Origin of the sequence: Solwaraspora sp. WMMA2059 (assembly GCF_027497315.1) — a bacterium.
Lineage (GTDB): Bacteria > Actinomycetota > Actinomycetes > Mycobacteriales > Micromonosporaceae > Micromonospora_E.
Genome location: NZ_CP114908.1, coordinates 1,793,346 through 1,813,074, shown reverse-complemented (window position 1 = coordinate 1,813,074; position 19,729 = coordinate 1,793,346). Strand labels below are relative to the sequence as shown.

22 protein-coding genes are annotated in these 19,729 nt (G+C 69.2%); 4 read left to right on the top strand and 18 right to left on the bottom strand.

Features of this window, described 5'->3' with window-relative positions; translation table 11 throughout:
- Nucleotides 1–4 precede the first annotated feature (4 nt).
- A complete protein-coding gene (locus tag O7553_RS08310; RefSeq protein WP_281554231.1) occupies nucleotides 5–265 on the top strand; it encodes a type II toxin-antitoxin system prevent-host-death family antitoxin in 261 nt (86 codons plus the stop codon).
- A complete protein-coding gene (locus O7553_RS08305) occupies nucleotides 255–668 on the top strand; it encodes a type II toxin-antitoxin system VapC family toxin (protein WP_281554230.1) in 414 nt (137 codons plus the stop codon). Before O7553_RS08310 ends, O7553_RS08305 begins: the two co-directional genes overlap by 11 nt.
- Nucleotides 669–727: 59 nt before the next feature.
- Here O7553_RS08305 and O7553_RS08300 read toward each other — a convergent pair whose 3' ends face one another.
- The 8 genes from O7553_RS08300 to O7553_RS08265 form a co-directional block, all read right to left on the bottom strand.
- Nucleotides 728–1,816: an XRE family transcriptional regulator gene (locus O7553_RS08300; protein WP_281554229.1), complete on the bottom strand. Its 1,089-nt coding sequence runs from the start codon at nucleotides 1,814–1,816 to the stop codon at nucleotides 728–730.
- A 153-nt stretch (nucleotides 1,817–1,969) separates the two neighbouring features.
- Nucleotides 1,970–2,149 carry a hypothetical protein gene (locus tag O7553_RS08295; RefSeq protein WP_281554228.1) on the bottom strand — a complete coding sequence of 60 codons (180 nt, stop codon included), beginning with the start codon at nucleotides 2,147–2,149 and terminating at the stop codon, nucleotides 1,970–1,972.
- A 137-nt stretch (nucleotides 2,150–2,286) separates the two neighbouring features.
- Nucleotides 2,287–2,457 (bottom strand): hypothetical protein, encoded by a 171-nt coding sequence (locus O7553_RS08290; protein WP_281554227.1) that lies wholly within the window; start codon nucleotides 2,455–2,457, stop codon nucleotides 2,287–2,289.
- A 184-nt stretch (nucleotides 2,458–2,641) separates the two neighbouring features.
- Nucleotides 2,642–3,829 carry a helix-turn-helix transcriptional regulator gene (locus tag O7553_RS08285; protein WP_281554226.1) on the bottom strand — a complete coding sequence of 396 codons (1,188 nt, stop codon included), beginning with the start codon at nucleotides 3,827–3,829 and terminating at the stop codon, nucleotides 2,642–2,644.
- Nucleotides 3,830–3,967: 138 nt separating this feature from the next.
- On the bottom strand, nucleotides 3,968–5,179 hold the full coding sequence (locus O7553_RS08280; protein ID WP_281554225.1) for a helix-turn-helix transcriptional regulator: 1,212 nt from the start codon (nucleotides 5,177–5,179) through the stop codon (nucleotides 3,968–3,970).
- Nucleotides 5,180–5,238: 59 nt separating this feature from the next.
- A complete protein-coding gene (locus tag O7553_RS08275; protein WP_281554224.1) occupies nucleotides 5,239–5,472 on the bottom strand; it encodes a hypothetical protein in 234 nt (77 codons plus the stop codon).
- 22 nt (nucleotides 5,473–5,494) lie between these two features.
- The gene (locus O7553_RS08270) at nucleotides 5,495–5,758 is read right to left on the bottom strand and encodes a hypothetical protein (protein ID WP_281554223.1); all 264 of its coding nucleotides are present in this window, start codon (nucleotides 5,756–5,758) and stop codon (nucleotides 5,495–5,497) included.
- Between the two features lie 175 nt (nucleotides 5,759–5,933).
- Nucleotides 5,934–6,068 (bottom strand): hypothetical protein, encoded by a 135-nt coding sequence (locus tag O7553_RS08265; RefSeq protein WP_281554222.1) that lies wholly within the window; start codon nucleotides 6,066–6,068, stop codon nucleotides 5,934–5,936.
- Nucleotides 6,069–6,333: 265 nt separating this feature from the next.
- On the opposite strand from O7553_RS08265, the gene O7553_RS08260 reads away from it, so the two are divergent.
- Nucleotides 6,334–6,705 carry a DUF805 domain-containing protein gene (locus O7553_RS08260; RefSeq protein ID WP_281554221.1) on the top strand — a complete coding sequence of 124 codons (372 nt, stop codon included), beginning with the start codon at nucleotides 6,334–6,336 and terminating at the stop codon, nucleotides 6,703–6,705.
- Between the two features lie 21 nt (nucleotides 6,706–6,726).
- On the opposite strand, the gene O7553_RS08255 is transcribed toward O7553_RS08260, so the two are convergent.
- The 10 genes from O7553_RS08255 to O7553_RS08210 all read right to left on the bottom strand — a co-directional run bounded on the left by O7553_RS08255 (nucleotide 6,727) and on the right by O7553_RS08210 (nucleotide 18,412).
- Complete coding sequence (locus tag O7553_RS08255) at nucleotides 6,727–7,620, bottom strand: IS982 family transposase (protein WP_281553035.1); 894 nt, start codon at nucleotides 7,618–7,620, stop codon at nucleotides 6,727–6,729.
- 151 nt (nucleotides 7,621–7,771) lie between these two features.
- Entirely contained in the window at nucleotides 7,772–8,995 is a 1,224-nt protein-coding gene (locus tag O7553_RS08250; protein WP_281554220.1) for an MFS transporter, read from the bottom strand.
- Between the two features lie 44 nt (nucleotides 8,996–9,039).
- Complete coding sequence (locus O7553_RS08245; RefSeq protein WP_281554219.1) at nucleotides 9,040–10,173, bottom strand: sugar kinase; 1,134 nt, start codon at nucleotides 10,171–10,173, stop codon at nucleotides 9,040–9,042.
- Entirely contained in the window at nucleotides 10,170–10,931 is a 762-nt protein-coding gene (locus O7553_RS08240) for a hypothetical protein (RefSeq protein ID WP_281554218.1), read from the bottom strand. Before O7553_RS08240 ends, O7553_RS08245 begins: the two co-directional genes overlap by 4 nt.
- The gene (locus O7553_RS08235; protein WP_281554217.1) at nucleotides 10,919–12,970 is read right to left on the bottom strand and encodes a heparinase II/III family protein; all 2,052 of its coding nucleotides are present in this window, start codon (nucleotides 12,968–12,970) and stop codon (nucleotides 10,919–10,921) included. Before O7553_RS08235 ends, O7553_RS08240 begins: the two co-directional genes overlap by 13 nt.
- Nucleotides 12,970–14,544, bottom strand: coding sequence for a heparinase II/III family protein (locus O7553_RS08230; RefSeq protein WP_281554216.1), 1,575 nt, complete (start codon nucleotides 14,542–14,544; stop codon nucleotides 12,970–12,972). The genes O7553_RS08235 and O7553_RS08230 overlap by 1 nt, the downstream gene beginning before the upstream one ends.
- Nucleotides 14,541–15,308 carry an SDR family oxidoreductase gene (locus O7553_RS08225; protein ID WP_281554215.1) on the bottom strand — a complete coding sequence of 256 codons (768 nt, stop codon included), beginning with the start codon at nucleotides 15,306–15,308 and terminating at the stop codon, nucleotides 14,541–14,543. The genes O7553_RS08230 and O7553_RS08225 overlap by 4 nt, the downstream gene beginning before the upstream one ends.
- 12 nt (nucleotides 15,309–15,320) lie before the next feature.
- Complete coding sequence (locus O7553_RS08220) at nucleotides 15,321–16,184, bottom strand: carbohydrate ABC transporter permease (RefSeq protein ID WP_281554214.1); 864 nt, start codon at nucleotides 16,182–16,184, stop codon at nucleotides 15,321–15,323.
- The gene (locus tag O7553_RS08215; protein ID WP_281554213.1) at nucleotides 16,174–17,103 is read right to left on the bottom strand and encodes a sugar ABC transporter permease; all 930 of its coding nucleotides are present in this window, start codon (nucleotides 17,101–17,103) and stop codon (nucleotides 16,174–16,176) included. The genes O7553_RS08220 and O7553_RS08215 overlap by 11 nt, the downstream gene beginning before the upstream one ends.
- Before the next feature lie 22 nt (nucleotides 17,104–17,125).
- Nucleotides 17,126–18,412 (bottom strand): ABC transporter substrate-binding protein, encoded by a 1,287-nt coding sequence (locus O7553_RS08210; RefSeq protein WP_281554212.1) that lies wholly within the window; start codon nucleotides 18,410–18,412, stop codon nucleotides 17,126–17,128.
- Nucleotides 18,413–18,667: 255 nt separating this feature from the next.
- On the opposite strand from O7553_RS08210, the gene O7553_RS08205 reads away from it, so the two are divergent.
- Nucleotides 18,668–19,729: a LacI family DNA-binding transcriptional regulator gene (locus O7553_RS08205; RefSeq protein WP_281554211.1), complete on the top strand. Its 1,062-nt coding sequence runs from the start codon at nucleotides 18,668–18,670 to the stop codon at nucleotides 19,727–19,729.

Below are 19,729 nucleotides of genomic sequence, written 5' to 3'. Positions count from 1 at the left end.
GGGTATGGCAGCGGAACTGACGCAGCGGGATCTTCGGGCAAGATCCGGACAAATCATGGACGCCGTCGCGCATGGCGAGTCGTTCGTCGTCACCCGCAACGGCACCCCGATTGGGGAGCTGATCCCACTGCGTCGGCATCGAGTGGTGACGCGGGAGCAGTTCGCGGGGGTGTCTGCGAACGCGCCGGTCATCGACGCGGCGCGGTTCCGAAGTGATCTGGACAGCGCAATGGAAAACGAGCTTCAGGACCCTTATGAACTCTGAAGTCCACGGGCTGCTCGACACCAACATACTGATCTTGCGCCGACAAATCGACCATGCCCGACTTCCGGATACGATGTCGATCAGCGCAGTCACCCTCGCCGAGTTGTCCGCAGGCCCACATCACACCGACGACCCAGTAGAGCGTGCGCGCCGGTTGGACGTGCTCCAGCGGGCCGAGTCGGAGTTCGACCCGCTTCCGTTCGATGCTGAGGCGGCCCGGGCGTTCGGCAGAGTTGTCGCAGCCGTACTGGCCGCAGGGCGCAAGCCGAGAGCACGTACGGCAGATCTCATGATCGCGAGTATTGCCATTGGCAACCGCCTACCGATCTACACCACAAACCCCGACGACTTCGCCGGCTTGGAGGGTCTGGTGACCGTGGTAGCGGTGCCAGTGCCGAACTGAACGGCAGCCGCCGCTGGTCCGCTGCTCCTTGATCCGGGCTGGTCACCAGCAACTCAGTCTTACCGGGTCAGCCCGAGCGTCGCGGCCAGTCCGGCCACGCCGGCAGCCGGCGGCGCGCACCGGGCGACCTCGGCTACCACCGTACGGGCGGACGGCCGCAGCCGGACCTCGGCGGACGCGACCCGGTCGGCGTCGACCAGCGACCGGCCCGCCATGATCAGGTCCCCGGACTGCAGTGCCGCCCGCGCTACGTCGACCAGGTACGCCGCCCGGTACTCGGCCGGCAACCCGCGCCAGCCGGAACGCCGCACCAGCACATCGTGTCGGCGTACGGCTTCTTCCGCCTCGCCGAGGTCGGCGGCCGCCGCCACCCGGGCCAGCTCGACCGCCGTCGGCCCGAACCCGCTCCACTGGTGGTCATGACCGTCGCCGATCTGGTCAGCGACGTCTCCGGCCTGCCCGGTCAGCTCCCGCACGGCGGCGGCGTCGTCGCATTCGGCGGCGGCCAACGCGGCCTGCAGCAGCAGCGTGCCGTACACCGACAGCCGCGGCGGCGGACCGTCGTCGGCCGGGCCGGCCGGGTCGAGTCGGTGCGCGGCGGCGATCGTCGCCGACATCGCCAACCTGCCGTGGCCCACCGCCCGCAGCGTCTGCCCCAGCGGCACCGCCGCCGTCGCCGCCAGCAGCGGATCACCGGCGGTCGACGCGACCGTCATCGCCCGGTCGGCCGCCAACCAGGCCAGGTCGGTTTCGTCGAGCTTGACCAGCACCGACGAGGCGATCCGGTACACCTGCACCAGCGGTTGCGCGCCACCGACCGGGTCGGCGGCGTGCCGCCGCCGCGCGGCGGTGAGCAGGTCGGGCAGCATTCGCAGCAGCTGCGGGTAGTGGGCGTGCCGGTACGCCAGCCAGGCATGCTCGACCCGCCGGGTGGTCGCTCCGACATCCGGCGGTGCCGTGCCGGTGTCGGCGACGGCAGCAACGCCGAAGATGTCGTAGCAGGCGAGGGCGGCGCGCACCGCCTCCACCCCGGGCACCGCCGAACCGACTCCCGGTGGCGGGGTCGTCGACCCGGCCGCGCCGACGAGTTCGGCCGGGTCGACCCGCAGCACCTCGGCGATCTGGTGGATCACCGAGAACCTGTCCAACCGGCGGGCACCGCGTTCGACCTTCCCAGCTTTTCGACTTGCCGATCCGGTCGGCGAACACCTGCTGGGTCATCCGCCGCCGGGCCCGCCACTGCGCCACCCGGCGACCGATCGGCAGGTCGTCACGGACCCGTACGGCGCCACCGTCGACCGTCACCGCCGCTTCACCTCGGGTGCCGGCGCGGCCGCGCCGGCGAACGTCCACGAGACGAACCGTTCGTGCAGCTCCGCCGGGTCGACGATGCCGGCCTCGTCGGCGGCGCGCGGCATCATCGCCGCCAGGCCCGCCGCCAGACCGATCGGGTCGACGGCGTACGCCTCGGTCAGCTGCACCCGCGCCGGGGAACACGGCCACGGCGTGCCGTCCGGGCACACCGCGCACGTCCACGCAGGCCGACACGGCTCATGCGCCGGCTCATGCGACCCGGGCGGCCGCAGCGGCTCCGGCGGTCGGGAAGGCTCCGGCCCGGTCACGGCAGGTAGTGCCGGCCGGCGTTACCGCCACGGCGCTCCGCCCGATCGGTACGGGTGGCGGGCCGCCGGTCCGGCGGCGCGCACCGGTCGGCGTACCGGCGACGACCCGGCACCGGGTAGACCACGTCGATCACGACGTCCGGCCGCTGAAACCATTTTCCGAGCACGATGTCCCCCTCATGGCATGTGGAGGGCGGCGACCCGGGGTGGCTCTCCGTGTCGACCCTGGGCCGCCGCCGCTAGGCGGGCCCGACGCGCGAAAAGGGCGATCGCGGGTACGGCGTCGGGCCCACACACCACGCTATGAGCAGGCCGGTCATCCAAGAGGGACAATCTGTACCCCAGGTACAACTACCAATCGATTCCCATCGCCAGCGCGAGTTCCCGGGCGTCCTCGCCCACCACGCCGGTTCGCCCTACCAATTCCATGGCCATGCCCCGGGCGTGCGGCTGGTGGCGGACAGTTTCTACCGACTCGCGCAGGGCCCGGCCCAGAAGATGCACCACCGCTACCTCGTCCCGTCGCATCAGATGCGCCCGAGCGGCGTCGATCAGTCCACCGGACCGCCGGGTCCGTGACGGTAAAGCCGAGTAATCGACCCCCGTAGCCCGGCGCACCGCCTCGCCCGGGCGTGCAAGGTCGATTCCGATAGTCACCCCGAAAGCGTCGACGACCACCGAACCGAACATCAACCACGGGTGCACGTACCCGGTACCCAACCGACGTGCGACGGAATCCGCCGAATCCCAGTAGCGCCAGGCCTGCCCTGCCCGGCCGGCTCGCGCATGGCCCAGGGCCAAGCCCAGCTGCAACTGTCCCCACCTGGCTAGTTGATCGTCACCACCGCTGCCGTCCAACAGATCGAGAGCGTCCACGAGCACCTGCTCGGCGGCGTCGGGCTGCCCATCGGAGCGATACACGTGGGCGTAATACCAGGCGGCAGCAGCTATCGCGCCAGGGTCGTCCGCATCCTGGGCAGCCAGCATCGCCCGGTCGGCCGCCAACCAGACCAGCTGTGGCTGTGGCTGGTGCGCCGCGTACAACTGCACCAGATGGTAGACCCGAGCCAGTTCGGTCGCAGCCTGTCGACGATCGGCGCCGTCGAGAAGACGTGCCGCGAGCCGGGCATCGACAAGGAGCCTGGGCAGCAGCGCGGCAACCGCAGTCCGCTCAGCACTGGCGTGATGCCAGGCGATCCACGCCTGGTCCACCCGAGCACGAAGGGCAGCGGCCGCCAACGGATCACCGACCGGAAGGGTGGTTCGGTGCATTGCCGCAGCAATGCTGTCGATGGCGGGGTGGCCGGCACGGGTGACTGAGGCTACAGGAAGAGACTGATCTCCCGTCAGCACGGACAGGTCGTCGATGTCCAGGACTTCCGCGAGCCGCAGCAGCATCGGCAGCCGGGGGGTAAGCAACCGACCGGATTCGAGGGCCTTGACCCACTCGGCACTACGGCCGACGAGGCCGCCGAGCACGGCCCGGGTCTTACCGCTGCGTTCGCGAAATGTCCGCAGCCGTGATCCGAACGTATCCATGATGTCTCCCCAGGTAGAGGCTGGGCGGCGGCGCGGTCGGGGCCTCTACCTCCCGGCGCGCCGCCATGCCAGACGGTACCTGGTACCGCGTCGCCGCAGTCAACACCGCTCGTCGTGATTGCCGGCGCTCACGGCGAGCTACGCGAGCAAGCCAACCTTCAGCGCAAGGTCACGGGCCTCATCCCGCATCGCCCGTGGCCCGTCGAGCAGGTCGAGGGTGATCTGCCGGGCGTAGCCGTTGAAGCGAATTGTCTCCGGCGCCGACTCGTACGCCTGCCGCAGAGTTGCCACAGCCGCCTCGGTGTGGCCCTTGCCGTGATGGCCACGGGCTACCTCGATCAGATGTCGGGCTCGACGGGGCCGCGACGGGATTGCCGCAGGATCGATTCGTCGTGACTGCCGCACCGCCTCGCCGGACTTCTGCAGCTCCACGGCCACCGTCACCGCATGCACGCCCATGATGATCCGGGAAAACGACGTCTGCTGCTGGTAGAAGCCTCGTGGAAGTCGCTGAGCAACCTGGTCGGCGCGGTCCCAGTACCGCCAGGCACGGCCCTCCTCGCCGGCACGGGCGGCGGTGTAGGCGGCCTCGAAGTTCAGCGCTCCCCACAACGCGAGCAAGTTCGCGCTCGACTCGGCCATCTGAGGTTCCACCGTCGAAACGACATCCAGCGTCACCGCCATAGCGGTGTCCCAGTCTCCTGCATCCCGGTGCACCTGACATAGAAACCAACCGGCGCACGCCAATGCTTCGGTATCCCCCGACTCCTGAGCCGCGACCATCGCACGGTCCGCGACGCGCCACAGGAGTTCCGCCGCCGGCTGGTAAGCCAGGAACATCTGCGCCAGCCCCAGCACCTGCGACAGCAGCGCCTGCGCCTGCCGTCGCTCGTCGCCCTGGTACGTCAGCGCCGCACGCTGCAAATCCCGCAACAGCTCGGGCAGCAGTGCACCCAGCACCGTACGGTGATCAGCCGCCTGATGGCGTGCTCGCCACGCCGCCGCGAGGCGTTCGCGGATCTCGTTCAGCGGCGGTGGCGCGACGTCATTGAACAGTGCCGTGCGATTCACGGCGTCACGGACCGACGCCAGTGCGGGATGCTCCGGTCCGTTCACCACGGCCGAGCGGCCGCCCAGCTCACCGACCAGCACGGATACATCCACCTTCAGCACGCGGGCGATGCGGTCCAGCATGTGTACGCGCGGCGGCAGGATTCGATCGGATTCCACTGCCTTGACCCACTCGGCGCTGCGACCGACGAGGCCACCAAGCACGGCCCGGGTCTTGCCGGATCGTTCACGGTAGACCTTCAGACGCTGCCCGAAGGTCAACCCAGGCATGGGGTCCATCCCGAACCTCCTCGTCGCACGGAAACGCGATCACACCCCGGATCGCACCTCCTGCCACGCTACTGGTTGTCGCCGCGCCAGATAACCCCAGCTACGACAAGACGAGTAGTTACCAAGTCTTCTATTGAAGGCGTGCCTTGATAGTACTCGCGGATGTAGTCGAGTGCGCGGGTGAAGACGGCGTTGTCGCGGATCCTGAACTTGATGTAGAGGGTCTTCCGCAGTGCCTGTTGGACCAGACGGTCACCCTCGTAGGTGTCCTGCCATCCGCTGAAACGGACCGCGCGGACCACCTCGTCGACCTCGTCGACGACGTTATCGACGATGATCGGGGGTGTCTTCGCCCTTGAGGGATTCGAAGAGTTCGGTGAGCGCCGCTTTCCCCTGCTCCTCGGGCGGAACCCCGGCGGCGGCCTTTTCCGCAGCCACGGTGTTACGGGCGAGGGCGAAGAGTTTCTTGAGGAATTCAAGACTGGCCTGCTGCGCGTGAGCGTACTTCTCGCGCCGGGCGGCGAGCCGCTTGCCGAGCTCGACGAAGACGGGTTGCCCTTGTGCTTGGCGATGCGGGCGGTGATCCACCGCTCGACCTCGACCGGGTCGACGTCGTTCCTCTTGCCGGTCATCAGCCGGTGGATGCAGTGTCACCTCACCGGGTCGGGGTACCAGCTAAGCTTGATGCCAGAGATGCATCGAGATGCACCTGTGGCATCACGTCCTCGGAAGCACCTCGGGTTTGCCCCGGAGTGCAACAACCTCACCGGGTCGGCCTGAGCGTCGCGGCCACCCCGGCAGCCGGCGGTGTGCACCGGGCGACCTCGGCGACCACTGTACGGGCGGACGGGCGTAGCCGGACCTCGGCGGACGCGACCCGGGCGGTGTCGACCAGCAAACGGCCCGCCGTGCAAGAACGTTTGGTACAGCGGAGTACGGAGAAGGTGGACAAGCTATCAGCACCAGCAGACGGCGAGGCGGTGTTCCCAGCATCCAGGTGAACACCTTCGAGATCGACGCTGCGACCGAAGGGACCGAGGGCTCGATGTGCGGGGAGATCATCCCGGACAGGGTTTGACGGATCGGACGCCAGAGCGCGGCGGACGCTCGCGTACCCTGATGCCGCACCGCTGCTCATATGTCCACAATGCTGGAGTAACGTCATGTCGTTCACCGAAGCTGTCCGTTCGGCCCTGACCCGGTACGTAGGGTTCAGCGGCCGGGCTCGCCGCGCCGAGTACTGGTGGTTCGTCCTGTTCTCGACCGCCGTCGCCATCGTGGGGTCGATCCTCGACCTCCTGCTGGGGACCGGTTTGGACGGGGGCAACCTCGGCATTCTCTATGTGGTTGCCCTCCTCGCGCTCGCACTGCCCTCGCTGGCGGTCGCCGTCCGCCGCCTGCACGACACCGAACGATCCGGCTGGTGGGTGCTGATCTCGCCGATCCCGCTGATCGGCCCCCTCGTGATGCTGATCTTCACCGTGCAGGACGGCACCCCCGGCCCGAACCGCTTCGGTCCCAGCCCGAAGTACTAGACGAGTTGTTCCGAAGTCCCGTCAGTGGTCGTAGGCGATCAGGGACCGGGTGACGGGTGCGCCGGTCTTGTTGTTGTGCCAGATCGCGGCGGCCATCGCGAGGAGTCGCTGGGCCACCCGTACGGCGACGCCGACGAAGGTCCGCCCACCGTGTTCCTCAAGATCAAGCTGGCCCTTGAGGGTGTCGTTGACCGACTCGATCAGCTGCCGGACCTTCTTGAGCATCGGTTCGCCGTAGCGGGCCTTCTCCCGCTTGCGTGACGGGCGTAGCAGGGTGATGCCCTGGTCGGCGAGTTCCCGCTCGAGTGGTCCGGACGCGAAGCCCTTGTCGCTGATCAACAGGATGCCGTCGTGTTCGGCGACGACACCGGCCTCGACCTCCAGCATCGCGGCGAGGACCTCCCGCTCGCCGATCTTCGGGTTCGCCAGGGCCCACAGGATCGGCATCCCGGTCGGGGTGCAGACCAGGTACAGGCGCAGTCCCCAGAAGAACCGGGAGTGGGAGGCGCAGTAGCCGTATCCGGCCCAGCCGGCCAGGTCCGAACGTTGCACGGTGGGGCGGGACATGCCGCACGGCACCGGGGTGGAGTCGACGATCCAGTGGTTGTCGAACCAGAAGTCGCTGTCGCGGGCCAGGTTCCGGATCGTCTTCTTGATCAGCGGGAGGGCGGCGCGGAGCCGTTTGTTGTAGCCGGGCCGCTGCGGTAGGTAGGGGAACATGCCGGCCAGGTGGACCCGGGCGTAGCGGATCCAGTGGGCTTCGGAACGGGCGCCGAGCAGGACCTGCGCCACGGCCAGGCAGACCAGTTCGGAGTCGGTCAGCAGTGGTGGTCTGCCGCGCCACCGGGGCGTGCGGATGCTGTCGTCGATCTTCACGTACAGTGCGGTCAAGAGGGTGTCCAGGTCTTGCGTCACAACATGATCTTGGATGCCCTCTCCTCATGCCCGGACATCGACCCCTGACTTCGGAACTACTCGTCTAGTCGGCGTACGGCTGCACCCGGTCCGGATCGTCGGGGTGCAGGAGCGTCGGTGCGGCCGGCCAGGTGGGCCGCCGCATCGACGCTCAATCGCTCCTGACTGGTGTTGACGGTCGGAGCACCAACAGGTAAGCGACCGCAGCCGCCGCGCCCCAGCCGGCGAACACCGTCCACGGTAGCCAGTTTCCGGTGTCGTCGCCGAGGTCGAGCAGCCACCCGCCGCCCAGGTTGCCGATCAGTCCACCGAGGGAGAGCACCAGTCCGTTCGCACCGAAGTAGGACGCGACCGCGCCCGGCGGGGCCAGCCGCGAAACGGTGCCGTTGACCGTCGGTAGCAGCAGGACCTGCCCGAGCGTGAAGACGACGACACCGGTGACCACTCCAGCCGGTCCCGGCAGCACACCCAGCAGCAACAGACCGGCAGAGAGCATGACCGTGGCCACGGCTAGCGTCCGGCCGGTCGTCAGATACCGCTCGGCAAGACGGGTCGACGGGACGGTCGCCACGACCATGACGACCGCCGCGACGGTGTAGACCAGGCCCAGCGACGTCGCTCCCGGCAGAACCTGACCGACCCGCACCGGCACGGCGAGGTAGAGCTGACTGAACAGCGCCCATGCGAAAGCACTGACCACAACGAACCGTCGAAACCCGCGATCTCGGGCAACGGTCCGCAACCGGTGCAGGGAGGACATCCGTACCGACGTTTCGGCGGTAGGAGGGTCGGGTCGCAGTCCGATCCAGGTGATCGCACCGGCGAGCAGAAACAGGCTGGACGCGACGATGCACAGTGCCGGGAAGTTGGTGGCCGCGAGGAGGCCACCGAGTGCGGGCCCGAGGACGAAGGACGCGTTACTGGCCATCTCCCGCACGGCGTAGGCACGGGTACGCAACGGCGCCGGTGTCAGCTCGGCGTACAGGGCATAGCTGGCCGGGTGAAAGAGGGATCCGCCCAGGCCGGCCAGGACCGAGGCGACCGCAAGTCCCGGTACGGCGTCCACGACACCGAACGCGGCGAAGCCGGCGGCACGCAGCAGCACGCCCACGCAGATCGCCCGACGGTGACCGAACCGGTCGGCCAGCATCCCCGACCAGAGCATCATGCCCTGCTGACTGGCCGACCGTACCCCGGCGAGCAACCCGGTGAGCGCGATGCTGAGCCCCAGGTCGTTCAGGAGGTGGTACGCCAGCAGCGGGACCAGGGCGTAGAAGCCGAGCCCCATGAGGAACGTGTCGGCGACCATGATCCGCAGGCCGGACGACCACCGCATGCGCCGGCGGCCGGCCGGCGCCTCCCCCGAGGAGGACACCGGCTGCCCTCGCCCTGGGACGACACTCGTACGACGGGTGGTACTCAGCGGAGTGCCCGGGCGTTGGATCCGGCGGCCAATGCCTCGACCTCCGTCAGAGCGGCCATCGATGCGTCCCCCGGCGTGGTCATCGCCAACGCGCCGTACGCCGCACCGAGCTCGACACCGATGCGCAGGTCGCCGAGCCGCAGCAGGCCGTAGACAAGGCCAGCGGCGAAGCCGTCGCCGCCGCCGACCCGGTCCAGAAGCTCCAGACCCGGTCGGTACCGGGCTGCGACGGGGCCGGCGTCAGCGGACCAGGCGACGGCCCCCCAGTCGTTGACCGAGGCGGACCGCACGGTGCGCAACGTCGCCGCCACGATCGACAGATCGGGGTAGCTCCGGGCTACCTGCTCCAGCGACGTCTGGACATCGCCCAGGTCGGGACGGACCCGGTCGCCGGGCACCTCCCACCGGCCTTCGCAATGGTCCACGCCGGAGTCCGATCGGCCGGCGCCGAGAACGGTACGGAAGTGTTCATCGTTGCCGATCAGCACGTCGACCGTCCGGGCGATGCGGTGGTTGACGAGTCGGGCCCGGTCCTGGCCGCCGATGTCGCGCCACAGGCTCGACCGGTAGTTCAGGTCGTACGAGACAACTGTGCCGTGCCGGCGGGCGGCGGCGGTGGCGGTGGATGCGGTCTCAGCGGCGGCACCGGACAGGCCCGCGTAAATGCCACCGGTGTGCAGCCAGCGGACCCCGAGGGTGCCGAACAGGTGGTCCCAGTCGATCTGGTCGGAGCCGAGTTGACTGACCGCAGTGTGGCCGCGGTCCGAGGTGCCAACCGCGGCGCGCACACCCTCGCCACGTTCGGTGAAGTTGAGCCCGTTACGGACGGTACGGCCGACTCCGTCGTAGGGCACCCACCGGATCAACGAGGTGTCCACTCCCCCTTGACGTATCAGGTCCTCGACGAGCCGGCCGATCTCGTTGTCGGCCAGAGCAGTGACGACGGCAGTCCGCAGGCCGAAGGCCCGGCGTAGCCCACGTGCGACGTTGTACTCGCCACCGCCCTCCGAGACGGCGAAGGTGCGTGCGGTCCGTACCCGGCCCGCACCGGGATCGAGACGAAGCATCACCTCACCGAGAGAGACCAGATCGAACTGACACTCGGCGGCGGGACGGATCGTCAGGGTCATCGAACCCGCTCCCTGGGTCTGCCGTTACGCTCCGTCGCCCGCGCGACAGCCGCATCGGACCGGTCGCCGGTCGTACCGACCCACGCCGTGACGGTGCCTCGTCGTCGTGTGCTGTCCGCGAGCCGCAGGCCGAGTAGCAGCGGCAGAGTGGCACCGAGCAGCAACGGCCCGAAGGCGAGCGGCGCGGTGACGAGCGGCACCGCGACAGCAGCCGCGAGCAGGGCCAACCCACGTCGGGGAGCGGCGAAGGCGAACAGCAGCGCGGCACGTCCCCAGCGTCCGGCTTCCCCGTCGGGGTCACCGGCGGCGGTGACGGCCAGTGCCAGGTGGTACGGCACCAGTGCCAGGATCAGCCCGATCTGCAGGGCCAGCAGGGCTGCGGCGTAGGCACCTGAACGGGTGGCCAGGAAGACGATGTTGGCCGCCAACAGCGCAGCGGCAACCGTGGACAGGATCGAGTGCCGCCACAGCCGCCGCCAGTAGTGCCCGAACATGGCCAGCGCACCGACGAACGGCCGGGCCCGTCCATCCGTACGCCACTGCTGCAGCGCGTGTGCCGTGGCGGCCAGCGCCGCAAGCCAGGTGACGACGCCCAGACTCAACAGGAGCAGGGCACAGCCCGCCAGCGCCGGGTAGGCGCCGAACTCCAGCACCCGCAACGTGGTGGCCGCCCAGCCACCTTGGACGGCCGCCACCTCGCTTCGGCGCCGGGCCGTCCCCCGTCCGGTGGCGGACGGCGCGGCGCTCAGGCCGGCCACGGCAGCACCCCGGTCACCGGTTCGTCGCTGCGTACCAGATCGCGACCAGCGACGTCCACGTGGGTCGCCGCGACCACCCCCACCTGTGCCGGGCGGTCGGCGGAGCCAGGCAGCAGGATCACCGCGGCGGCGGCGGCCCGCACGTCGGCGCCGTCGATCCGACGGTCGGCCGGCGCCAGCAGCACCGTCTCGCCGTCGGTCCCGAACCGCACCCCGACTCCTTCGGCACAGCCCACCGGCTCGGCGACGGCCGCGCGCGGGGCCAGCGCGCAGGTCGGTTCGACGCTGGTGAGGATCCGGGTACGGACGACCGGCGCCACCTGGACCCGAACGGTGTGCAGGGTGCGGACGATCCGCAGACTCGGCGTACTGCCGGTGGGGTTGGCCTCGATCTCCGTCGTCGCCTGACTGACGGTGGCGGCGTCCGGGACGACCTGGCGGACGTACGCCTGCGCCGGTCCGGACCGGAGCACGATGTCGCCGCCGACGAGCTCGGCCGGCCAGTCCGAATGCAGCAGAAAGGTCCACTCGCGTGGCTGGTCGGCGGCGAGGAGGTCGAGCACGACCAGCCGGCCGGCCGGGGTGAAGACAAGTGTCCGGTCGACGCGCCGGACGCCGAGCGCCGGATCGAACATCGCGGCAGACTCGGCCGTCGCGTGCACCAGCCCGTCCCCGGTGAGCACGTCCCGCAGGCGGGCCTGGCGCTCGTGGGGCAGGTCCTGGTAGACCTGGTAGCGGTCCTCGCCGGCCCAACCCTGCCCGTCGACCAGGACGAGGTTGTGGTAGGCGGCCCGCTTACGGTTGCAGTACCCGTCGTCGACGGCGAGGAACTCGCCGTGCGCGCCGAACACGAACGCCCCGGCGTCGGGGTGGTGGTGACCGGCGTTGAGGGTCTGCCAGCCCTTGTCCCGGCGGAACCGCTCGGCGGTGTCCCATGCGGTGTGTCCCCCGCCAGGGGCCGCCTTGAAGCTGACGAAGGCCGCGCCCGACTGCCAGCTGGTACGGGCGGTCACCTGTCCGAGGTCGGGAAAGTGAGCGGAGGTCGGCACCGTGTCGGCGGGTTCCACGGCCGGCACCTGCGGGTCGTACCAGAGCAGTTCGTAGCCGGCCTCCGGCAGCACGCCCGGTCTGACGCCGGAGGCGTACGCCTCCCGCCAGAAGTGCCGATCGGCGACGTGGTCGGCGAGCCAGCGGGCGCGGCCGTCGCGGTACGCGGCGGCGAGCTTGTAGTAGAGCGCGACGCTGTGCCCGGACCGGCGGTCGTGGCAGTCCCCGTGGTCGATGTTCTCCTCGAAGCCGGGGGCGCACTGGTGCAGCCGCCATTCGAAGGTGCGACTCAGAAAGTCGCCGCGCCGCCACCAGTCGATGCCTTCAGCGTGTTGCAGCAGGTCGAGGTGGATGGCCAGCCAGGGCACGCCGTACCGCCAGTAGACGACACCCTCGGAGTCCGATCCGTCGCCCGGCATCAGGTCCAGCACCGTCGCGAGGTTCTCCCGTGCCCGGTCGCTCCATCGTGGTTCGTCGAGGACGTATCCGGCGGCGGCCAGGCCGGCGTAGCAGATCCAGTTGTGGTTCTGCCAGTAGCTCGACGACCACCAGGAGCCTTCGGTCTCGACGGCGAAGGCGTACAGGCGCTCACCCTGCAGAGTGAGCTTCGCCCGCAGCGCCGCCGCCTCGTCGTCGGGCAGGTCGTCGCGCAGCCAGGAGTACGCCAGGGACAGCCCGTGCAGCAGCCAACCCGCGTCGAGGTCGTGGTCGGGCATCTTCGCCTTGCCCCAGTGCGGGTAGGACACGGCGGTACCGATCCAGCGGCGGGCTTCGAGCAGGTAGCCGGGCTGGCCGGTGAGGCGGTAGGCGAGGGCCAGGTTCATCGCGGCCGGGCCGAGGTAGGTGATGCTCGCGGTCGGATGCTCGGCGGGCGGACTCTGTCCGCGGTACCAGGCGCATTGCTCGTACAGCCGCCGCCACTGGGCGGCGTGGGTGGTGGTGAGCGCCGCGCGCAGTTGCCCGAGGCGGTCACCGATGAGCAGGGGTTGCATCAGCTCTCCATCCGGTAGATCGATCGGAACGTCACCGTGGTCGCGTCGTTCGCGGTCCAGTCGACCCAGCGGCGGACACGCTGCGGGTCGTCCGCCGGTCCGGGTCCGGGACGGCAGACGACATCGGCGTCGACCGAGACGGTGTGCCGGCCGCGCAGGGTCTGCCGGCCGGGCCAGACCGTTTCCAGGGTGCGGTCGGCGGTAGCCCGAATTGCCAGGTCGACATCCGGTCTGAGCTGCGCGCTGATCCGGCGGGGCCGGTCGGTCTCCACCCGCAGCTCGTCGACCAGCACACCGCCGCGCAGGGTCAGGTGGCGCCGGGCGGTCACCCCGGGATACGCGGTGTCACAGCCGATGGCGACCGAGCTGCTGTCGTACCCGATCAGATGCCCGGTGCACTCCGCCTGCTCGAGCCCGTCGACTGCGAAGGTGGGATGGGCGGCGGTCGAGGCGTAGTGGTGCCGCCAGCCACGGTGGCCGTACGGCACCTGACCCGGGTCGGGCTGCCAGGGAGTGTCGGCACCGTACAGGTACAGGGCCAGCTTGTCGCGGTGCCCGTGCGGGCCACCGTGCGGGCCGAAGTCGGCGACAGCGTGCAGCCCCGATCCACGCAGCACCACATAGCCCCCGTCGGGAAAGATCGTCACCGGCTGCGGCTCCGTCGGCCCCCGGTCCAGCAGGGGCAGCAGTTCCCGGAGTTCGTCCAGCTCGTACCGGGCCGGTGGCCGGTCGTACGGGCCGTCGTGCAGGGCTGGTAGCAGACCTCCGTCGGTGGCCAGGGTCTCGAGCACCGTGGCCATGGCGGCGAGTCGGCTCTGCGTCTGCGGTGGCACCGGAGTCTGCGGCAGTGACTGCAGCGTCAACAGGTACGCCCGCAGGACGAAGCCGTGGTAGTAGGTGGCTGCCTCCCACTCCCACCCGTCCGGACGAATCGCCGTCGAGACGTGGTCACACAGCCCGTGCCGACCGGTCAGCCAGTCGGGGCGGCCCGAGCAGACCGCGCCGGCGGCAATCAGCCACGCGGTGTAGTTGGACTCGAACTTGCCGGCGTCGACCAGCGCCTGGCGGGCCTGCCCGGCCGCCTCGACGAGGGCTTGGAGCAACTCGTTCACCTCCATGGGCAGTGGTTCACCGCCCGCCCGCAGCGCTGCGGCGGCCTGGCCGATGGTCACCGCCCAGATCGCCTCGGTCAGCGCCTGATGGAACAGCCGACCACGCAGCATCCAGCCGGCGGCTCCGTCGTGCGGTGCCGCGCCGAGTGCCGCGTACTGGCGGGCGTATGCGGTCAGCAGGTCGACAGCCGTGCGGCGGTCGTCGTCCCGGGGTGACCGGGCGAGCAACCGGATGCGCCGGGCACTCGCCTGATGCGCCAGGACGGTCCAACCACCCCGCACCGACGGATCGTCGATCCGGCAGCCGTGGCGGCACCGCGCGCCGGCATCCGGGAACTCACCGTCGAGCAGCCGGTCGTGATCGAGTTCCACGCCGTGCGCGGGGCAGACGTACGCGTGCCACCAACCGCCCCGCTCGGGCGGGAGTACCGGCGGACGCAGGGTCGGCGTCGGCACGGTCACCGGAACCAGGCTCCACCGTCGATGTCGATCGTCGCCCCGGTGACGTAGGAGGCCGACTCGGAGGCGAGCCACACGACTGCGCCGGCGACGTCCTCGGACCGGCCGCCACGACCGAGCGGCACCCCGGCGATGATCGTTTCCTGAGTCTGTGCCGGGGTGAACGTCTCGTGGAAGGCGGTGCCGCCGATGAATCCCGGGGCGACCGCGTTCACCGTGGTCCCGGTCGTCGCCAACTCCTTGGCGAGCCCCTTGGTCAGGCCCCGCACCCCCGCCTTCGCCGCCGCGTAGACCGCTGATCCGGCACCGCCACCGTTGTGCGCAGCCAACGACGACATGGTGATCACCCGCCCCGCCGTACCGGCGGCCCGCAGGTGCGGGATCGCGGCCCGCACCGTTCGGAAGGTGGCACCCAGGTTGAGATCAACGACCTGGGCGTAGTGCTCGTCGGTCATCTCCGCCACCGGGCTGCGGCCGACCATTCCACCCGCGTTGCAGACCAGGATCTCCAGACCGCCGAGAAAGCTGGTGGCCTCCCCGACAAGATCGGCCACCTCGCTGGTCCGGGTGAGGTCGGCCTGCCGGACGACAGTCTTGCGACCCAGCGTCTCGATGGCCGAGGCCACTTCGGCGGCCGGACCGGCGGAGTGTCCGTGGTGGACGGCCACGTCCGCCCCGGCCCGGGCGAGTGCTACGGCGATAGCGGCTCCGATACCGTGGCCGGCACCCGTGACCAGGGCCCGACGCCCAGCTAGATCGATATTCATCGAGATACCCCTTTACTTGATTCCGGCGGTGGCAAAGCCCTGCACGAAGTACCGCTGGGCGAACAGGAACAGCACGATCATCGGTACGGTGGCCAGCGTCGATCCGGCCATCAGGTAGGACCATTCGGTCCGCTCGGCCTGTTGAAAGGCCGCCAGACCGACCTGGATCACCCGCAGGTCGTCGCGGGTGGTGACCAGCAGCGGCCAGAGGAAGTTGTTCCAGCTGTTCTCGAAGGTAACCAGGGCGACCGTCGCGACGGCTGGTTTCACCAACGGGGTCATCACCCGGGCGAAGATCCCGAACTCCCCCATACCATCTATTCGGGCGGCCTCCTCCAGCTCACGGGGCAGAGAGAGGTAGAACTGCCGGAACAGAAAGATCGCGAACGGGGTGAGCGCGCCCGGAACGATCAGGACCCACCACGAGTCGAGCCAGCCGTAGCCGCCCCGGCCGAGGTGGTCGTTGCCGCCGAAGAACGGCATCCCCTTGGCGATCAGATACTGCGGGACGATCTTCGTGTAGGTCGGGATCATCATCATCGCGAGGATGGCCATGAACAGCACGGTCCGACCCCGGAACGAAACCCGGGCCAGCGCGTAGCCAGCCATCGTTGCCAGCATCAGGTTGATCACCGTGTGCCCGATGGCGATCAGCAGGCTGTTGCGGAAGTACGTCCCGAACGGGGCGTAGTCCAGTGCTGCCTGGTAGTTGCTCCACACCCATTCGGTCGGCAGCAGTTGTGGCGGGTAGGCGGCGATGTCGGCGCGGCTCTTGAGCGACGTCAGGATCATCCAGACGAACGGAACGACCATGATGAGTCCGCCGAGGCCAAGCAGTAGGTGCAGCACCCAGCGGGCGTCGAACTTACGCTTCATCGCCGTCCTTCCCGGTCAGTCGGCGCCCGATCACCGTCAGGACGAGCAGGAAGGCGAAGAGCACCACGCTCTGCGCACAGGCCGCCGAGATGTCGAACTCGCCGAACGCCGTCCGGTAGATCTCGTACGTCATGACGGTCGTCGAGTTCGCCGGGCCGCCGTCTGGAGTCAGCACGTACACCTGGTCGAAGACCTGGAACGCGTCGATCATGGAGACGATGAAGACGAAGAACGTGGCGGGTTTCAGCAACGGCAGGGTGATCGCGAAGAACTTGCGGGGGCCGGAGGCACCGTCGAGATTCGCCGCCTCGTACAGGTCGTGCGGAATGTTCTGCAGCGCTGCCAGGTAGATGAGCATCTTCAGGCCGATGCCTTTCCAGATGCTGACGAGGATGACCGCCGGCATCGCCCAGTCGGGGTCCGACAGCCAGGCCGGCCCGTTGACCCCGATCCAGCCCAGCAGCAGATTGAACAGTCCCAGGTTGGGCTCGAACATCCACATCCAGACCAGTGCGATCGCGACGGTGGCGGTGATGTGCGGCATGAAGAACGCCGCGCGGTACCAGGCCAGCGCCTTGATCCGCTGGTTGAGCAGCACCGCGATGACCACCGCGATCGCCATCGCCACCGGAACGGTGAAGAAGGTGAAGACGACGGTGTGCCAGATCGACAGGTTCCAGATGTCGTCGGCGAAGATCTGACGGAAGTTGTCCAGGCCGGCCCACTCGACGGTGCCGGCGATGATGTCGTAGTCGGTGAAGGCCAGGCCGAACGTGGCCACCACGGGTAGGCCGATCCACCAGATCAGGTGGATGACCGACGGGGCCAGCATCAGGTACGCCGCGCGACGACGTTCGGCACCCAGCCTTCGGCGACGGCGGGGCGGGCGTGGCGCCCGACTCGCGGACGCCACGCTCACGGTCTCGAGGGTGCTGGTCATGTCAGCCCTTGGCGATCGCTGCCTGGGCCTTGGCCACCAGCTCGTCGAGTGCCTGCTGCGGGTCCTTCTGGCCCAGCAGGACGGACTCGATGGCCGCTTTGAAGTCGCCCCGGATCTCCAACCAGGCCGGCACACCGCCTTCGGAGTAGGCGGCGTCGAGGTTCGCCATGGCGAACTGCGCGGCCGGGTTGCGCTGTACGTAATCGGAGTCGGACAGGCTGTTGAGGGCCGGCACGTTACCCCGCTGCTCGTTCGCGGCGAGCGACGCCTGTTCGTCGGTGAGGAAGCTGACCAGCGCCTTGGCCGCCGCCGGACGCTGCGACTTGGCCGAGACCGTTGCCAGCGTCCCACCCTGGAACATCGCGGGACGCTCGTTGCTGATCATGAAGAAGCCGATCTTGTCTTCCTCGATCAGCTCCGGTGCCTGTTCCTCGATCGCCAGCAGGTGGTTGTTGTGCCCCACCATCATCGCCGCCCGCCCCTGGGCCAGCGGCAGGCCGGTGGCACCGGGCTGAGTGAAACCGAAGTCCTCGCTCTTGTCGGTGAGGATGATGTCGGCCATCAGTTGCAACGCCCCGACCGCCTCCGGGCTGTTGAAGGCCGGTTGCCCATCCGAGGTCCACAGCTCGCCGCCGTTGGCCCACATCAGCGGGAGGAACGTCTGGCGCAGATCGTTGGAGAGGATGTCCACGCCGGCGCGGGTAAGCTTGCCGCGTGCGTCCCGCACGGTCAGCTGGCGCCCGATCTCCCGCAGCTCGGCGAAGTTGCTCGGCGGGGCGGCGATGCCCGCCTCGGCGAAGATGTCCTTGCGGTACAGACCGAACCGGGTGTCCAACATGATCGGCAGGCCGTACACCTTGCCCTGGTAGATGCCAGGCTCGACGACCCGCTCGTTGTACCGCTCGGCGAGCTCCTGCTGGTTCTCGTCCAACTCGGCCAGGGCGCCCTTGGCTGCGAACGGCGGGATCCAACCGACCCCCATGAGCATCACGTCGTACGGCCGACCGCCTGCGATCGACGTGGTGAGCTTCTCGTTCAGCTTGCCGTACGAGGTGTAGTCGACCTCGACGGTGATGTCCGGGTACTCCTCCTTGAACGCGTCGAGCTGCTCCTCCAGCACGGTCTTGCCGTCGGCGCCCTCAAAGATCGGCGTCAACAGCCGGATCGTGCCGCTGGCCTGGTCGTCGCCCTCCGTTGTGCCCGCCGGTCCGCCGCACGCGGTGGCGAGCAGCGCGGCGACGAGCACCATCGTCACCGCACGGGTCCGACTCCCCCGGGTTCTGGTCATCCTGGCCTTCTCTCCCGCGGCGCGCTCCGCCGCTTCTGGGTAGCTGCGACACCACGATCTAGCTCGTGGCAGGAAGGACTTTGCATCGATTTACTGGTAGATCGTTGCAGCAAGGCTAGGAGCGAGGTACAGACATGTCAATGGCTAGACACGGCACCGAAACACCGGCTTTACTGGTAGGCCCAGGGGCGGTCACGAGCTGGTAAACCTCTACACTCGGCTGGTTCAGATCGCCAACAAGGGGGAGCACGCGACGTGAGCGGTGTGACGATCTACCAGGTAGCCCGCGAGGCGGGCGTCTCGCCCAGCACCGTGTCGAACTTCCTCAACGGACGCCCCGGCCGCATGCTCCCCCAGACCCGCATCCGGGTGGCCGCCGCGATCGACCGGCTCGGCTACCGGCCAAACCGGGCGGCCCGGCAACTGCGCACCGGCCGGATCCAGGTGATCGGGCTCGTCGTACCGTCGGTCGCCAATCCGTTCTGGGGCAGCTTCGCCCGCTACCTCGAACGGGCCGCGTTGAGCGACGGCTACCACGTCCTGCTCTGCAACAGCGAACGGGAACCCGACCGGGAACGGCGCTACCTCGAGGAGCTCTGGGCCGACGGCATCCGGGGCGTCGTCCTCTGCTCCTCGCTGCCCTCGCTGGATCACGTACTGCCACTCGTCGAGACCGGGCTCAGCCTGGTCGCGTTCGACCGCACCGCTCAGGCCGGTGACCCGGGGACCTTGGTCAACATCAGCGTCGACAACGTGGTGGGCGCCCACCTGGCCACCGCCCACCTGCTACAGCTCGGCCACCGACGCATCGCCTTCGTCTCGGGGTCGCTGCGCAGCGTGAACCGCCGGGAACGGTTCCGGGGTTTCACCGACGCACTCGAGCAGGCCGGCCTGGACCCGGCCGAAACGATCGTCTGGTCCGGTGGCGCAGAGCAGGAGCCCTACGGAGATCTCGACGCCGCCGGGCTCGGTCGCACCGCCGCGAACGCGCTGCTGCGGACCTCGGACCGCCCCACCGCCATCGTCGCCATCAACGACATGTGCGCCCTCGGAATCAGCGCCGGCATCCGGGACGCCGGGCTCCGGGTAGGCCAGGACATCTCAGTCGTCGGCTTCGACGACATCGTGCTCGCCGACCTCGCCGCACCACCACTGACGACCGTACGTCAGCCGGTCGCGGAGATGGCGGCAGCCGCGTTCCGGCACCTGCGGGACCGGATCGACAACACCGAATCCGGCCCGAGCCAGTCGCTGCTGCTCCGCCCAGAGCTGGTGGTCCGCACCTCGACGGGCCCGGTACCGGAAGTGAGGAAGTAG

What these genes read in the sequence shown, in the direction of transcription:
- O7553_RS08245 (WP_281554219.1), bottom strand. Translation starts at nt 10,173, where the DNA reads ATGACCCTGACGATCCGTCCCGCCGCCGAGTGTCAGTTCGATCTGGTC.
- O7553_RS08260 (WP_281554221.1), top strand. Translation starts at nt 6,334, where the DNA reads ATGTCGTTCACCGAAGCTGTCCGTTCGGCCCTGACCCGGTACGTAGGG.
- O7553_RS08235 (WP_281554217.1), bottom strand. Translation starts at nt 12,970, where the DNA reads ATGCAACCCCTGCTCATCGGTGACCGCCTCGGGCAACTGCGCGCGGCG.
- O7553_RS08225 (WP_281554215.1), bottom strand. Translation starts at nt 15,308, where the DNA reads ATGAATATCGATCTAGCTGGGCGTCGGGCCCTGGTCACGGGTGCCGGC.
- O7553_RS08310 (WP_281554231.1), top strand. Translation starts at nt 5, where the DNA reads ATGGCAGCGGAACTGACGCAGCGGGATCTTCGGGCAAGATCCGGACAA.
- O7553_RS08280 (WP_281554225.1), bottom strand. Translation starts at nt 5,179, where the DNA reads ATGGACCCCATGCCTGGGTTGACCTTCGGGCAGCGTCTGAAGGTCTAC.
- O7553_RS08305 (WP_281554230.1), top strand. Translation starts at nt 255, where the DNA reads ATGAACTCTGAAGTCCACGGGCTGCTCGACACCAACATACTGATCTTG.
- O7553_RS08210 (WP_281554212.1), bottom strand. Translation starts at nt 18,412, where the DNA reads ATGACCAGAACCCGGGGGAGTCGGACCCGTGCGGTGACGATGGTGCTC.
- O7553_RS08220 (WP_281554214.1), bottom strand. Translation starts at nt 16,184, where the DNA reads ATGAAGCGTAAGTTCGACGCCCGCTGGGTGCTGCACCTACTGCTTGGC.
- O7553_RS08285 (WP_281554226.1), bottom strand. Translation starts at nt 3,829, where the DNA reads ATGGATACGTTCGGATCACGGCTGCGGACATTTCGCGAACGCAGCGGT.